This window comes from Brachyspira hampsonii (genome assembly GCF_001746205.1).
GTDB classification, from domain to species: domain Bacteria; phylum Spirochaetota; class Brachyspiria; order Brachyspirales; family Brachyspiraceae; genus Brachyspira; species Brachyspira hampsonii_B.
Window position 1 is genome coordinate 578,627 of sequence record NZ_MDCO01000001.1, and the last position, 15,754, is coordinate 594,380.

12 protein-coding genes are annotated in these 15,754 nt (G+C 28.4%); 4 read left to right on the plus strand and 8 right to left on the minus strand.

The window, feature by feature from the left end; all coding sequences use genetic code 11:
• Positions 1 to 167: 167 nt before the first annotated feature.
• The 7 genes from BFL38_RS15325 to hemH all read right to left on the minus strand — a co-directional run bounded on the left by BFL38_RS15325 (position 168) and on the right by hemH (position 9,986).
• The gene (locus BFL38_RS15325; protein WP_256097188.1) at positions 168 to 605 is read right to left on the minus strand and encodes a 5'-nucleotidase C-terminal domain-containing protein; all 438 of its coding nucleotides are present in this window, start codon (positions 603 to 605) and stop codon (positions 168 to 170) included.
• 3 nt (positions 606 to 608) lie between these two features.
• Positions 609 to 1,415 (minus strand): bifunctional metallophosphatase/5'-nucleotidase, encoded by an 807-nt coding sequence (locus BFL38_RS15330; RefSeq protein ID WP_256097172.1) that lies wholly within the window; start codon positions 1,413 to 1,415, stop codon positions 609 to 611.
• Positions 1,416 to 1,424: 9 nt separating this feature from the next.
• On the minus strand, positions 1,425 to 1,595 hold the full coding sequence (locus tag BFL38_RS15335) for a hypothetical protein (RefSeq protein WP_256097173.1): 171 nt from the start codon (positions 1,593 to 1,595) through the stop codon (positions 1,425 to 1,427).
• Between the two features lie 400 nt (positions 1,596 to 1,995).
• Positions 1,996 to 2,316, minus strand: a complete 321-nt coding sequence (locus BFL38_RS02600; protein WP_069725581.1) for a hypothetical protein — start codon at positions 2,314 to 2,316, stop codon at positions 1,996 to 1,998.
• A complete protein-coding gene (locus BFL38_RS02605) occupies positions 2,279 to 2,896 on the minus strand; it encodes a hypothetical protein (RefSeq protein WP_069725582.1) in 618 nt (205 codons plus the stop codon). Before BFL38_RS02605 ends, BFL38_RS02600 begins: the two co-directional genes overlap by 38 nt.
• A 181-nt stretch (positions 2,897 to 3,077) precedes the next feature.
• The gene (locus BFL38_RS02610; RefSeq protein ID WP_069725583.1) at positions 3,078 to 8,840 is read right to left on the minus strand and encodes an Ig-like domain-containing alpha-2-macroglobulin family protein; all 5,763 of its coding nucleotides are present in this window, start codon (positions 8,838 to 8,840) and stop codon (positions 3,078 to 3,080) included.
• Between the two features lie 159 nt (positions 8,841 to 8,999).
• Positions 9,000 to 9,986 carry a ferrochelatase gene (hemH, locus tag BFL38_RS02615; RefSeq protein WP_069725584.1) on the minus strand — a complete coding sequence of 329 codons (987 nt, stop codon included), beginning with the start codon at positions 9,984 to 9,986 and terminating at the stop codon, positions 9,000 to 9,002.
• Between the two features lie 199 nt (positions 9,987 to 10,185).
• On the opposite strand from hemH, the gene BFL38_RS02620 reads away from it, so the two are divergent.
• The 3 genes from BFL38_RS02620 (at position 10,186) to BFL38_RS02630 (ending at position 13,366) form a co-directional block, all read left to right on the plus strand.
• Positions 10,186 to 11,637: a catalase gene (locus BFL38_RS02620; RefSeq protein ID WP_069725585.1), complete on the plus strand. Its 1,452-nt coding sequence runs from the start codon at positions 10,186 to 10,188 to the stop codon at positions 11,635 to 11,637.
• A gap of 174 nt (positions 11,638 to 11,811) precedes the next feature.
• Positions 11,812 to 12,651 carry a diaminopimelate epimerase gene (gene dapF, locus BFL38_RS02625; protein ID WP_069725586.1) on the plus strand — a complete coding sequence of 280 codons (840 nt, stop codon included), beginning with the start codon at positions 11,812 to 11,814 and terminating at the stop codon, positions 12,649 to 12,651.
• Positions 12,652 to 12,808: 157 nt separating this feature from the next.
• Positions 12,809 to 13,366, plus strand: a complete 558-nt coding sequence (locus BFL38_RS02630) for a lytic transglycosylase domain-containing protein (RefSeq protein ID WP_069725587.1) — start codon at positions 12,809 to 12,811, stop codon at positions 13,364 to 13,366.
• Between the two features lie 45 nt (positions 13,367 to 13,411).
• Here the strand turns inward: BFL38_RS02630 and flgG are convergent, their stop codons facing one another.
• On the minus strand, positions 13,412 to 14,206 hold the full coding sequence (gene flgG, locus BFL38_RS02635; protein ID WP_008726144.1) for a flagellar basal-body rod protein FlgG: 795 nt from the start codon (positions 14,204 to 14,206) through the stop codon (positions 13,412 to 13,414).
• Between the two features lie 184 nt (positions 14,207 to 14,390).
• On the opposite strand from flgG, the gene BFL38_RS02640 reads away from it, so the two are divergent.
• Positions 14,391 to 15,752: an AAA family ATPase gene (locus BFL38_RS02640; RefSeq protein WP_069725588.1), complete on the plus strand. Its 1,362-nt coding sequence runs from the start codon at positions 14,391 to 14,393 to the stop codon at positions 15,750 to 15,752.
• Positions 15,753 to 15,754 lie beyond the last annotated feature (2 nt).

The window sequence follows — 15,754 nt, forward strand, 5'->3', positions numbered from 1 at the left end:
TTGGGTTTAGATGTATGCTTGCAGCAAAGTTTATATATAAATTTTAAATACTTTATTAAAATTTACATAAATAATTATTAAAATAGTTTTGAAACAAGTTTAATATACTAATCTATTATACATTTAAGATTATTTTTATTATTTGATAAAACCATTAATTTCTATATTTACTGCAATTTTACTCTAAGTGTATCGTCTATATAGCTTGAAGGTATATTATTAAGAGATCTAATCTTTGATTTCATATCATTTCTAAAATCTTTATTTGTCTTATTAACATTCCTTCCTTTTTGAGCTATAAAATTTCCATTTTCATCAACATAACTTTTTCCGCTGTATATGTATGAAGATAGAGCCACTCTATAATACTGTTTTTCATTAATATCTTTACCATTTAATTTAGCTGATATTAATTTTCCATCACTATTATATACAACTTCCACTCCTCTTGAAACTTGTAAAAAACTTTCGCCTGAATTTGTAGGAATTACTGTACTATTTTTACAAGATATTTTAAGCAAATCAAGTATATCTTTTCCAGTTAATGACACTAATATTACCTCATTATCAAATGATGAAATATTCATTATATTTGCTAATGTTATATTTCATTTATTAAATCCTTCTCTAATGCCTCCTGCATTAATTAAAACCATATCAGCTTTATCTCCTCCCTGATTGGAATCTAATACCAAGTCGCACATAAAATTTCCTAAAGCTGTAGACTGCTTTCTTATAGTAACAGCATCATAGGGTAAATCTTTTGGCAATTTAGCTATTTTTATATTAACTCGAATATCAACTTCTTTCTTCATTTCATTAACTAATGCAAGCATATCAGCATCCTGCTCTATTGTTTCGTACATTTCAACTAATTTATAATTAAAGTTTGAAATCTCCACATTATTTATTTTTACATTTATATTTCCTAAATAATGTCCGTAAGAACCTGCCTGCACTATAGGAGTACCATAAACAATTTCAGCTTTTTCCATAACAGTATGTGTATGACCTCCTATTATAAAATCAAATTTATTTGTTATGGCCTTGGCAATTTCTACATCCATATTATATCCTGCATGACTTAGAAATATTGTTACATCATTAGTAGTGTTTAAAGGAATCTCTTCCATAAATTTCTTTAATGCAGTTATTTCATCTTCAAGTATTAAGTTTTTAAGATCATTTGTATTATATCCTGAATTTTTTGACGCTACACCTATTACAGCAATTTTTATCCCATTGATATTTGTCACCATATAAGGCTTTTCATAATAGCTGTTATTATTCTTGTTTTTTATATTTACTGAAAGAGTAGGAAAGTTTCTATCTTTCATTATTTTATTAAAATTATCTAATCCGTAATCTGTAAAATGATTTCCTATTGTTACTGCTCCTACTCCAAGTTTATTCATAATTCTTACTTAATCATCACATTTAAAAATACTAGAATATATACTTCCTATCATTGTATCACCTGCATGAAGAACCAAAACATTATTATTAGTAGCTCTTACCTGTTTTATATACGATGCTCTTCTGGCTGCTCCGTACTTTCCGTTTTCCTCTTCATCTTTTCTATGAGTATCATTCATATGTATTATAATAAGATTTCATAATGAAGTCCCTTGTGAGTTTAAAACATTATTTTGGCATAATAAAATTGTCATTAAAACAAAAACAAAAATATAGTAATTTTTTCTAAGCATAAAATTATACCCTTGTTAATTATAGTATTATTTAATATTTATATATAAAAAATTAATAAAATAAATACTATTATTTAGTTCAATTACTATATTTTTAAAATAAACAATATGTAATTCCTAAATTATCGAATTTTGTAAATTATAATTATTTAGATTATAAAAAAATCAATACATTAAAGGAGTTATATATATTAAAATCTACTCAATTATAATAATTGATATATTTATAATAAAAATAGTATTGCAATCCTATAACTTAGCAAAAAAACTAAAATTTTATTACATATTATTTTTTAGCATACTCTCTAAGGAGTTTTTGTTTATTTTCTTCAGAAAATTTATTAACCATTTTTGGTAGATTTTCTTTAATGTAATCATTATCTTTATTATTTTTTGTTTTCAAAAGTTTATCAAGTTCTTCACCATTAGGTACTTTAATTGATTTCATCATATTAAGAATAGAATTTATAGTTTTAAGAATTTTATGAGGATCTGAAGATAAATTTTCTATATTATTAGAATTTACTATTCTATCTGCTACTAAACTATCCACGCTATTAACATTTATATTAGTAATTAATAAGTTCTTTTTTATATTTAATGACATCAGCTAAAGGTACATTACCGCCTAAAAATTTGTAAATAGCATCATTTAGTTCATCTTCACTAACCCTAATATGATCAATTACTGATTTTGCATATGTAATTGCAACTATATCAGTGGCATGCTTAAATATAGACTTATCACATTCAGCACTTCTCCAAACATAAAAATCATAACGTACTAAAGCTACCCCTTCTAACATAATTACAAATAGTCTCTTCTCTTCTTCAGTTACTGCTATAGATGTAAACATAGCATTTAAAGTATTTGTTATACATTTACTTATAATATCCTTTGCACTTTTATCTCCAATAAATAATATCTGCTCAACCAAATCATTAACTGCCTTAGATATATTTCCATCTTTATAATTAACTCTATATTCTCTAGAAAAATTTCCCATATGATCGCCAATTATTTGTATCTGTCCATCTAATTGCTTATTTTTAAATAAATCTTTTAATTTATTTTCCAATGTATCAAGCTTTAAATTCGCTAACATTACTAATTTATCAACTTCTTCCTTAGCTTTCTTCTCCTCTTGTCCTGAAAACCTATTTATAAAATCTCTTATTTTAGCCATATACATTCTCCTTATTTATATTTTTATTTAGTTATAATAAGTAAGAATAGAAATAAATAAACATCATATAATATACTAAATTTCTAATTTTAATGTATTATAATTTCTTTTAAATAATAAAAGGTGATACCTTAAAAAGATACCACCCTTAAAATTTTATTATAATAATTAAAATATTAAATTATTTAGCCTCAATTATTACTTTATACTGTCCGTCATAACCAAATACTTCTGGATTGTACATCTCTTCAGCTTTAGTAGCAGGAAGCAAATATTCACCCGGAGTAGCTGCTCTAACTACATATTTATATACATGCTCTCCCTTATCAAGAATATCGGCAAATAATAATATTTTGTCATTGTAGTTTTCAGTATGATTAAATCCGCCCCACCAGCTTGTACCTTGATTGCCGGTGATGTTTTTAACTTCGCTGCTTTCTGTAGCAAATGAAGAGTTTAATATTCTCATGCCAGAAGCAATAGGAGTGTCAACTACAACAAAATGTCTCTCATAAGGAACTGTAACTTTCACTACAACAACATATTCTTCGCCTTGTTTGAATTTATCTTTTGTAAGGTCTAATACTTTTCCGTCTTTAGTTTGATACTCTCTTACAACTTTTATTCCAGCATCTCTATTAACAGCTAAGTCACGAGGTGCATAAGTAAGTCTTACTCCATAATAAAGTCTGCCGTCTCCGTTTCTTTTAATATTTGCTAAAGCACTTCTAGTATTTGAATTGCTTAGCCTGTCATTCATAAACTCATCTAATGCATAATTTTTTGTTAGGCTAGGCTGAGTTCTTGAACTGAATGTTTCGGCAAGTAAAGTTTGTCCCTGATATATAAACTCTGCTTTGAAATTAGGACTAACATTTTCGTATTTTTTATAATACATATTCATAGCATCAAATACTGAAACATTATCCTGAGTATTTAAATATCTGCCGTTTTTTCTTGACTGAACAAGCCAGCGAACCACTTTTTCATTAATAGCATTATCATATCCTGTTTCTATTAATGCATATAAAGCCACAGAAGTATCTCTCACTGATGAAGAGTGTATCCAATAAAGGTTAGCATATCTTACTTCAAGTTCATAATGAGCAGTAGTAGGGTCTTCTTTAATAGTATTGAGTATATACTGTCTTACATTAGTAAATGCATTATTGTCATATTTATTATAGTACATAGCCCTCATTAACTGCACCTGTCCGTAGAAAGGAATATTATTAACTTCTGGATATATTCTGTCTATTATAGCTTTTACATCATTGGCATTGTATCCGCCCTCAGCAAGAACTGCAGCAATATAAGCTATAGAAGATAAATTAATGTATTCATCATTCCAGAAGCTAGGTTTTTCAGCATTTCCGCTTTTAGCATAATTGTTTATATATTCTAATGCTAATTTTAAAGAGTTTTCATCAATAGCATATCCTTCTTTTTTAGCTTTAATCATAGCATCAGCAGCATAAGCAGTAAGCCATGGTGATATCCAAGTTTTACTAGGCCAGTATGAGAATCCGCCATTAAGACTTTGATATGTAGGCATAGTTTTTAAGAAATCAGTTACTGTTTTATCTAATTCTGCCTCTGCTATATCAGTAAGTTTCATGTCTACTAATAATCTTTTGCTTGTTATTATAGGATAAACTCTTGACAACTGCTGCTCTAAACAAAGATAAGGATAATTAATAAGATAATTAATTCCTCCAGAAAGTTCACTAAATGCACTAGGAGACATATAAACTTCCAAACTTCCAGCACCTTTATACGCTTCTGTAATATTAGGTACTCTTATCATCAAGTCGGTACTGTTGTTTGTAGTGCTTGAGAATACTGCAACTGACTCTGTAGTCATAGGTACATTAACTTCAAATGATTTCTCTACAGCATCAGTATATTCTCCGCCTTTAGCAAGTATTGTAACTTTAGCCTCTCCTCTGTTTGTAGCTATAATATCAAATCTAACATCAGCGTTTCCGCCTTTAGGAACTGTTATTTTCTGAACATCATTTTCTATCATAGCATTAGAAGCAACAGCCTGAACTTCTATTTCTAAATCTTTATCAGAATAATTATAAACCAAAGTACCAGCTTTTAATTTATCTTCAACATAAGCAAACTCTGGAAGTGTAGGCATAAGCATAATATTTTTCTTAACTACAACAACATCATCAGAAGCTCCAAAATAACCATCTTTGTTTATAGCAGAAGCCATTATTCTAAATGAGGTAATATTGTCTGGTAAATTAAATGTAACTGTAGCTTTACCATTAGCATCAGTTTTTACTCTTCCTTGATAGAAAGCAGTAGTAAGGAAATTTTTTCTTATGCTGAATACATCCATACCCATAGCTTCAGCTTTAGCCATTAATGAATTGGCAGCTCTCATACCATCTCCGCCTGGTGTGTCTCCTTTCTCTCCGTAGTTACGCTGACCTATCAAATGTATTCTTGTATCGGCACTAGCAACACTCAAAGGTCTTTTTCCGTAGAATGTATTAAACCAATTAGGAGTTTTGTATCCTATTAAATTTAATACTCCCACATCAACAACACTTAACATTATCTCTGTTTCCATAGGTTTGCTTTCTTTTGTTTCAACATACAAATCAACTGTCATCTCATCGCGTGGCTCTAAGCTGTCAGCAGATTTTGTTATTTTTACATTAAGCTCTTTTTCACGAGGGGAAACTGAAAGTCCTGCATAACCTATTTTAAATGACGGCTTTCCTTCATCAGTGGCATAATTAGTATAAGCTTCATTTTCAACTCTTCCTTTAACAAGTGAAACACCTACATAAACATTAGGCAAATATTCTGGTTTTATAGGTACTTCTATTAAAGCAGTAGATCCTTCTATATTTGTTACAAAAGAATCTATTACATATTCTCTTTCAACTGTTACCAAAGCAGTAGCAGATTCATAAGGAGATTTTACCATTATTTTAGCTGTTTCATAAGGCTGATACTCTTCTTTTTCTGTGATAAGCTCTAGCAAATCATCATCAAACATAGCCCAAGGAGCATAATCTTTGCCTATAACATACATATATTCATCAGAAGCAACCTCTCTGTTTTTGGAGTCTTTTGCCCTTGCCAATATTATATAAAGTCCGGAGTTTGTAGGAGTAAAACTAAAAGCAACAGGATCTTTAGCTGTTGTAACTGTAGTAGTTTCAATAACATCATCAATCTGTTTAGATTCCCATTCAAATCTTCCGCCTGTTATAGCCTTTCTTACAGATTCCCAATGTCTTCTTATAACTTGCACTTCTATTTTTTTTCCTTCAAGTCTATTGCCTTCTGGGTCTGCTGCTATAAACTCTAATTGTGTAGGCTTATCTGTTTCTAAGAAATAGCCTTGTCTTTTTATACCTATATAATAATCGCTTCCATGAACTAGTACGCTTTTAGTTGTACTTACTTTCTGCGAATCTTCCCCTGATACAGTTGATTCTATAGTAACATAAGCTGCATGTATTGAACGGCTTGCATCTACTGTAGGAGAGTATGCATATTCTCCGTTTTCATCTAATGAAGCTGTACCGTTTGCTATCATAGAATAATAATTGTTATAATATTCATCTTCAAACCAGCTTAATTTTGTAAATCTGAATCCTGCATTATTAGGAGGAGTGAAGAAAGTTTCATTCATAGATATATTATAGTCTACCTGATTAGATATCATAGGCTCACCGAATAAATACCAGCCGGACATTTTTATAGGCATAGTATCGCCTAAATAATAATTTTTGTCTTCAACCCATAATCTGCTTTCATATTCTAAAGGTTTAAACTCTTCTACTCTGAAACTTTGTGATAGAGAGTATGTTTGATCTTTTACACCTTCCTGTTTTTCTTCATCTGTTAGTTTATTTGAATCGCTTTTAAACTCTACATTTACATTATAATATCCTGTAGGAGCATCAGCAGGAAGAGTGAAATCTATTAAATAAGAACCGTATTCATTTAAAGTAACTGTTCCTTTATGTATTTCTTCGCCTCTTGAATTATTAATAGTAAATAATCCTGTTTTGAAGTCGCTTGCTATTTTCCAATTTCCGAATTTATTTTCTCTTATAACACCTTTTATATGTACTTCTTCACCAGGTTTATAAATACCTCTTTCTGTAAACATAGATCCGTTATAATCTTTAGTAGGAGGAGCATCATTATAACTTATATCCATTCTCCAAGGTGAAACGCCTGTACCCCAATCGCTATTTATAAAAGATACATCATCACCTTTTGTAACTATAGCCCATTGTCTTGGTGATGACCATCTGCTTACTCTGTTTATACCTAAAGTTCTAAATCCTTTAGTAGTAGCTATTCCGTTTTCATCGGTAGTAGCTTTTTCTAATACTCTGTTAAAGTCATCTCTTATTTCTACTTGAGCTCCTTCAATAGGCATTCCTGTTTTTAAATCTGTTACAAATATTGTATTTGAATCTCCTGAGAATTTTCCTGTTACTCCCATAGATGTAATTTGTATCTGTGAAGATGATGAATAATCATACTGACTTTGATATCCAGTCTTACTTTTAAACTCTATTGATAAAAGTCCGTACTGTTTATTATTCATATAGTTTGTTAAATAAAGTGCTGTTGTGATGTATCTGTTTCTTTCAACATCTGGAGTGTATTGTGTAGTGTTATTATATCCCAATAAGTTTTTATATTGATTTGTATAATTTCTAAACTCTGCACTTTCATCATATCTGTATACTTCTCTATTTACAAATAAGAATGGTATAATATTTTCTTTATCAACATATCTGCTTTGTATATTAATAGTATTAGGGTTCATTACCTGTACTGGAAGTTTTATTCCTTCATAAGATTCTACAACTCCCATTCCAGAAGGTATAGAAAGGCTTGGATTATAGTCTGTAACGTTTAATGTAATGTTTTGCTCTTCTCCTAAAGTTTGTCCGTAAGCATCTTTAAGACTTCCGTTTATTTTTATATTGTATGTAACATTAGGATTAAACCTTAAAGAATAAAGTGAAAAACTTTTAGAGCTCCAAGAGTTTTGCTGTATATCTTCTTCTGTAGGAAGCTGAATTGCTGGAGTTATTTCCATATTTCTTATCAAATCCGCCCATTCAACTCTTGTAGAGAAATTAATTCTAGGAGCTTCTGGAGAGTATGAGGCTGTTACTGTCTGCTCACTATCTCCATTGAAATAGAATTCATCATGTGTAGAAAAACTAAAACTGTCATTGTCTGCTGTACCTAAATTTCCATTAATAGCAGCAAGCCCTTCTTCTATATGCACTGTTATTTTATCATTCTTATCCAAAACAGTTTTAGGCTTTATAACTAGTACCTGTTCAAGTTTGTATTCATTAGTTTCCCATTCTCTTAAATCTTCTAATCTTGCATATCTAACATCAAAATCTATATTTCTGTATGTATTGCTTGAAATTAATTCTATATTTTCTTTGGCACTTTCAAGATATATAGGCATATTATAATAAACAACTATATTTACATCAGTAGCCAAATCAGATTGTCTGTCATAAGGTGAGCTTTTCTGCATTATAGGCCTTAAAGTATTAAAAGTCCAAGTATAATCATTTTCTAATACTTCTCCTGTAAGTTCGCTTTTTATTCCTTTTTTAAGCGTAACTTCAATAGCTGTATTATCAGGCAAAGGCTCACTAGGATAAAAAGCCAAAGTATTAATAGAAAGCCATCTATAACTTCCCTTAACATCTACATTAAAACTGAAATATTCATTAGTTACTTCTTTTATAGACTGCAAAGCAACCATCTGCTGATTGAATGTTACAGTTATTGCTTCATAGTTATATCTGCTCGTATTTTCTCCTATTGGGGAGGTTCTATCAATAGCTACCGCAGCAAACATACTTACCCCCATTATAAATAACATAATAGCCGCATAATAAATTGTTTTCAATTTTAACATAAACTTCTCCAATGAACTGTATTTTTGATTTATAAAATTATATCATAAATAATTTAAAAGTAAAAATATTTTATACATATTATACTCTAATATTTTTTATTTACTATGAAATTACATATAATTTATAAAACTAAAAAGATATAAAAAAGTGCTATGTTATTAAATAATTTTATCATACATATTAACTTCTTTATTAATATTTGATAATTCAATAATAGTTTTAGCAAAATATGTGCTGTCATTTAAACAAGGACATAATATAAAATCTTTAATGTTATATTTACTGATAGCCTCTTTTCTGTATTCTATATCTATCTCATAAATTGTCTCGGAATTGTCTATAGTAAATGCCAAGGGGTATATTATCAATTTTTCACCGCTGTATTTTTTTATCATATCTATTGTAGTAGGAGAAAGCCATTCTAATTTTCCTATTTTTGACTGATAAGAAAGTACAATATCTTTAAAATGTAATCCTTCTTTATAAAGTTTATCTTTTAATATTTCTGCATTGCAATTGCATTCATATTTATAAGGATCTCCTTTATCAATATACATTTTAGGTATAGAATGTGCTGAAAATATTAATATGTATTCTTCACTATTTTTATCTTTTATACGGTCTTTTATTAATTTAACTATAGAATTGTTATAATATTCATTGTCATAGTATCTGTCTATTATATTTATTTTGGGATTGTATTTTAATCTTTTCAGAGCCTTATAAATACTTTCTAATGATGATTTTACAGTAACTTCTGAATACTGAGGATACATACTAAATAATGTGATTTCTGCAACATTATTATGTTTTAATTCTTTTAATACATCATAAGATAAAGGATTACTATAATTCATAGCATATTTATAATCTTTTGAATTGTCTAATTCATTGAGTTTATTAACAAGCATTTCTGTATATTCATTTATTGGAGATTTTCCGCCTATAGCTTCATAATGCTTTATTACATTAGGTTTAATCTTATTTGCTATCTTTTTTGCTATAATGCTTCTCATGAAACTATTTTTTATATTTAATATATGATAATCATTAAACATATTGATTAAAAATTTGTCTGCATCTTTTATGCTGTTAGCTCCTCCCATATTAAAAAGTATAACTGTTTCTTTTTTATCATTATTCATAATATATAATCCTTGTTAGTAATATTTATTATTAAGTATATATTTTTATTAATTATTAGTCAATACTTATTAAAATTTTTTATTACTTAATATTTTTTATTAATATTTTATAATAATTTTCATAAATAGACTTGAAATAAAATATGTTATTTAGTATAATATATTTATTGATAATAAATACTATTAAGGAGTTTTTAATATGTCTGATAAAAAATTAACAACTGAATTCGGTGCTCCGGTTGAAAATAATCAGAATTCTATTACAGCAGGTGCAAGAGGTCCTATGCTTTTACAAGATGTATGGTTTATGGAGAAGATGGCACATTTTGACAGAGAAGTTATACCTGAAAGAAGAATGCATGCCAAAGGTTCAGGTGCTTATGGTACATTTACTGTAACTCATGACATAACAAAATATACCAAAGCAAAAATATTTTCTGAAGTTGGAAAGAAAACTGATTTATTTGTAAGATTTTCTACAGTGGCAGGTGAGAGAGGGGCTGCAGATGCTGAGAGGGATATAAGAGGTTTTGCTATTAAATTTTATACTGAAGAAGGAAACTGGGATTTAGTTGGAAATAACACTCCTGTATTTTATTTCAGAGATCCTTTAAAATTCCCGGATCTAAACCATGCTGTAAAGAGAGATCCAAAAACTAATATGAGAAGTGCTCAGAATAAATGGGATTTTCTTACTTCTTTACCTGAAGCTATTCACCAAATAACTATAGATATGAGCGACAGAGGAATACCTTATAGTTATAGGCATATGCATGGTTTCAGCAGTCATGCTTATAGTTTCATAAACAAAGAAGGTAAGAGATATTGGGTAAAATTCCATTTCAAAACTCAGCAGGGTATTAAAAATTTAACAGATGCTGAAGCCGAAGCAATAATAGCAAAAGACAGAGAAAGTTCTCAGAAAGATTTATTTGAAGCTATAGAAAGAGGAGATTTTCCAAAATGGAATATGAAAATTCAAATAATGACAGAAGAGCAGGCTAATGCAAGCAAAAGAAATCCATTTGACTTAACAAAAACTTGGTCTCAGAAAGAGTATCCTCTAATTGATGTTGGAGTATTAGAATTAAATAGAAATCCTGAAAATTATTTTGCAGAGGTAGAGCAGTCAGCATTTAGTCCTTCTACAATAGTTCCTGGTATAGGATTCTCACCAGACAGAATGCTTCAAGGAAGATTATTTTCATATACTGATACACAAAGATATAGACTTGGAGTTAACTATTCAAGCATACCTGTAAATGCTCCAAAATTTAAATCTAACACTTATCATAGAGACGGATATATGCGTGTAGAATCTAATGGTTCTAAAGTGGAATATGAGCCAAACTCTCAGGGAGAATGGAAGGAACAGAGAGAATATGCTGAACCTCCGCTAAAAATTTACGGCGATGCATACAGATATGATCATAGAGAAGATGATGATGATTATTACACTGATGCAAGAGCTTTATTCAATCTCATGACAGATGCTCAAAAGCAAGTATTATTTGAAAATACTGCAAGAGATATGAACGGAGTTACTAAGGAAGTGCAATTAAGACATATAAAAAATTGTATGAATGTTGATAAGGCTTACGGACTTGGGGTTCTTAAGGCATTGGGCTTTGATGAGAAAGACATAAAATAAATATAAAACTTTGCATATATATAAATAAATATAAAATAAATTATCAAATTTTAATCCATGCAGCTAATATCTATACTATAAAGGTATTAGCTGTATTTTTTATGAAATATTTACTTAATTTAAATTATATTATAGAATATAAAAATAATATAAAAAATATTTTAAGGGTTTATTATGACTTTATCTTTTACTAAAATGCATGGAATAGGAAATGATTATATTTATATAGATTGCTTTAAAGAGAAATTTACTCCTGAAGATGCTTCTAAATATTCTCCAATACTAAGTAATAGGCATTATTCTATAGGTGCTGATGGTATAATACTTATAATGCCAAGCGATAAAGCCGATGCTAAAATGAGAATGTTTAATGCTGACGGAAGCGAATCTGAGATGTGCGGTAATGGTATAAGATGCGTAGCTAAATATGTTTACGATAAGGGCATAAGTAAAAATAATCCGCTTAAAATAGAAACATTAAGAGGGATATTGGATGCTGAATTATTTATAAAGAATAATGAAGTTGATAAAGTTGAAATTAATATGAGTTCTCCTATATTTGAGGGGCTTAAAATACCTACAACTATAGATAAAAATCCTATTATTGATGAGCCTATAACATTTAATGGTAAAACATACTATTTTACTGCTGTATCTATGGGAAATCCTCATGCTGTGATATTTATAGATGATATTGATAATTTAGATATAAATTCTATAGGAAGTTATATAGAAAATAATAGTATATTTCCCAACAGAACTAATGTTGAATTTGTAGAGATAATAAATAGGGGAGAGGTAAAGCAGAGAACTTGGGAGAGAGGAAGCGGAGAAACTCTAGCCTGCGGTACAGGTGCTTCAGCTGTATGTGCTGCCGGATTTATAAGTAAAAGAACTGATAATATTATACTTAATCATCTTTTAGGAGGTGATTTAATATTAAGATATGAAAATAATACAGTATTCATGAAAGGTGAAGCTAGATATTCTTTTGAAGGAGCTGTTGTACTATAATAATATATAATGTAAACATATATATTAATAGTTTTTGTAAATGTAAAAAAAATATATTTTTTAACTGACATTTTTTAAAAAAATGTTAATATTTAAAATGTAGTTTGTTTTTTGATATTAGCCAATTAATAGGATATTTGAATTTAACAGGAGGTTTATGAAAAGATCAGTTATAATATTAGTCTTATTTCTTTGCAATCTCAATTTGGAGACGCATAGTTTCAATATCAATGATTATTCTTTTCCTTCCAATGATTGGGTAACATTAATTAAAGATGTATCTAATCATTATAGTCAGGATTTTTGGTTTATAAAAGATGTTTTTGATGTTTGCAGTAACTATGATGTTGATCCTTTATTAATGGTTGCTTTGATTAAAGTGGAAAGCAGCTTTATACCTACAGCACTTTCAAGAAAAAATGCTTATGGATACTGCCAAATAACTCCTATTGCAAATAAGGATGTTGATCCTAGTTTAAATAGATATAATCCAAGAGAGAATATTATACTTGGGGTAAGGTTCATAAATAAAATTTTGGATAAATTTGACGGAGATATAGTAAAGTCTCTTAGATATTATAATGCTGGAAATGCGTACGATGTATATGGAGAATCTTACGCTGAGAAGATAAAATATGAATATAATACGATGGTTAGACTTTATGTGAAAGATGAAAGTTCTTATGGTGCTATATACAGAAAAGAGGCCTTTTAAAGCCTCTTATCTATTGCTAGTTATGTTTTATGTATATTTATTTAATTATCTTTTTAAGTTTACAACAGTAGCAAGCAAATTATCGCTAGTTTGTACTGCTTTAGAGTTCATCTCATAAGCTCTTTGTGCCACTATCATATCAACCATTTCATCAACTACTTTAACATTTGACATTTCTACAAATCCCTGATGTATTCTAGGAAATCCATTAGCACCAGGTTCGCCTTCAAAAGCAGGTCCGCTTGCTATAGTTTCTTTGTATAAATTATCGCCTATAGAAAGAAGTCCTGGCTGATTGATAAATCTATGAAGTGTAATTTGACCTATTTCTACAGGATCATTTTCATCACCTATTTTTACAGATACAACACCTTCTCTTGATATAGATATTTGTTCTACCAAAAAGTTTTCTGGGAATACTATTTCTGGAACCAATCTGTATCCGTTTGAAGTAACCATTTGACCGTTAGCATCAATTTTGAAAGATCCGTCTCTAGTATATGAAACGCTTCCGTCCGGCATTAATACTTGAAAGAAACCTTCTCCTTCCAATGCCAAATCAAGTTTATTTCCTGTTGCCTGTAAAGAACCTTGATCAAACATTTTTTGTGTAGAAGCACTTTTTACACCGAGTCCTGTTTGAAGTCCTACAGGTCTTACGGTATCTTCTGTGGCTGGTGTGCCTTGTATTTTTAAGTTTTGATATATTAAATCTTCAAAATCAGCTCTTACTTTTTTATATCCTATAGTGTTAACATTGGCAAGGTTATTTGCGATAGTGTCAGTTTTAAATTGCATACCGTTCATACCGCTTGCTGCTGTCCATAAAGAACGTACCATATAATACACTCCATTATCTTATAAATTTATTATATTATATATTCGGTAATTACAAAAATTGCTTTATAGAATTTATATAAAAAATATTATGTTAAGTTGTTTGATTCTGTTTTGATAGTAAAATACTTGTTAAAGATAAAATTCTGTTATAGAATAATATAAATTAAAAAAGGTATTTTGAAAAATGTCATATTCCAAGCTAATAATTAAAAATTTCGGTAAGATAAAAGAGGCAGAAATAGAGCTTTCTAATTTTATACTTTTTGTAGGTGATAATAACAGCGGAAAAAGCTATTTGATGACATTGATATACGGTTTGATGAAATATAGTACAGAAATTGCGGATATTATGTTTTATGATAATGAATTCATTTATGGTTTGGAAGAATATAAATATATTCATGATATAGTAGATAAGTATGTTTTAATTAATGAGAATATAAATTGTGGTAAAGATATATTTAAGATTTTTTCAGATACCAAAAATAATAATTTACTATCAAAAAATGAACTTAATATATTCTATAATTTTTTAAACAAACTATTAAATAAATATAAAATAGAAATTTTAAAATTTATTTTCAATGATGATGATAATATAATAAATTTAGAAAGTATATATTTTGATTATTCAAATTATTTATTTGATGTTCTAATTACCTTAAACCATGTAACTATTAATAAAAAAAACAATTTTATGACTAGTTTTGAATATAAAAGTATTGATTACATATCACTAATTAAAAATATTATTAGTAGTATATTAGAAAATACTTTCTTTGATTTAAAATTTTTACCTACATCAAGGACAGGTTTTTTATTAACTTATAAAGAATTATCAAAAATATCAAATATGCAGCAATTTAGTATTGGAGAGAAAAAAGAAAAAACTATATTTCAGAAACCTATTATAGATTTTATTAATAGTTTAATAGATTTATCTTATAATTATGAGGAAAACGAAGACTTTAAAGATATAATAGAAATACTTGAAAACAATATATTAAAAGGCAAAATTAATATCAATAAAGAAACAAATGCTATTTATTATCAGCCGAATAATAAAGATTTAAAAGTACCTATGCATTTATGCTCTGCTGTTATAACTGAAGTAGCACCATTATATTTATTTTTGAAATATTATTCTATTTTAGGTGATTTATTTATTGAGGAGCCGGAATTATCATTGCATTTAAAATTGCAGAAACAATTAGCTCGTGTATTAATAAACTTAGTTAATAAAAAAAGAAATGTCATCATATCCACTCATAGCGACACTATATTGGAACATATAAACAATATGGCAGTTCTTCATAGTATGAAAGATGATAATAAAAAAAATCAAATATTAAAAGATTATTCATATACAGAAAATGACACTATAGATATAGATAAAATTAGGATATATCAATTCGATACTGATGATAATGATATAACAACTATAAAAGAATTAAAAGGCGACATAGAAACAGGATTTTATATAGAAACATTTCATAAATATATAAATAATGCCTCTTTAGAATATGATGCAATAAATGAAGATTAATT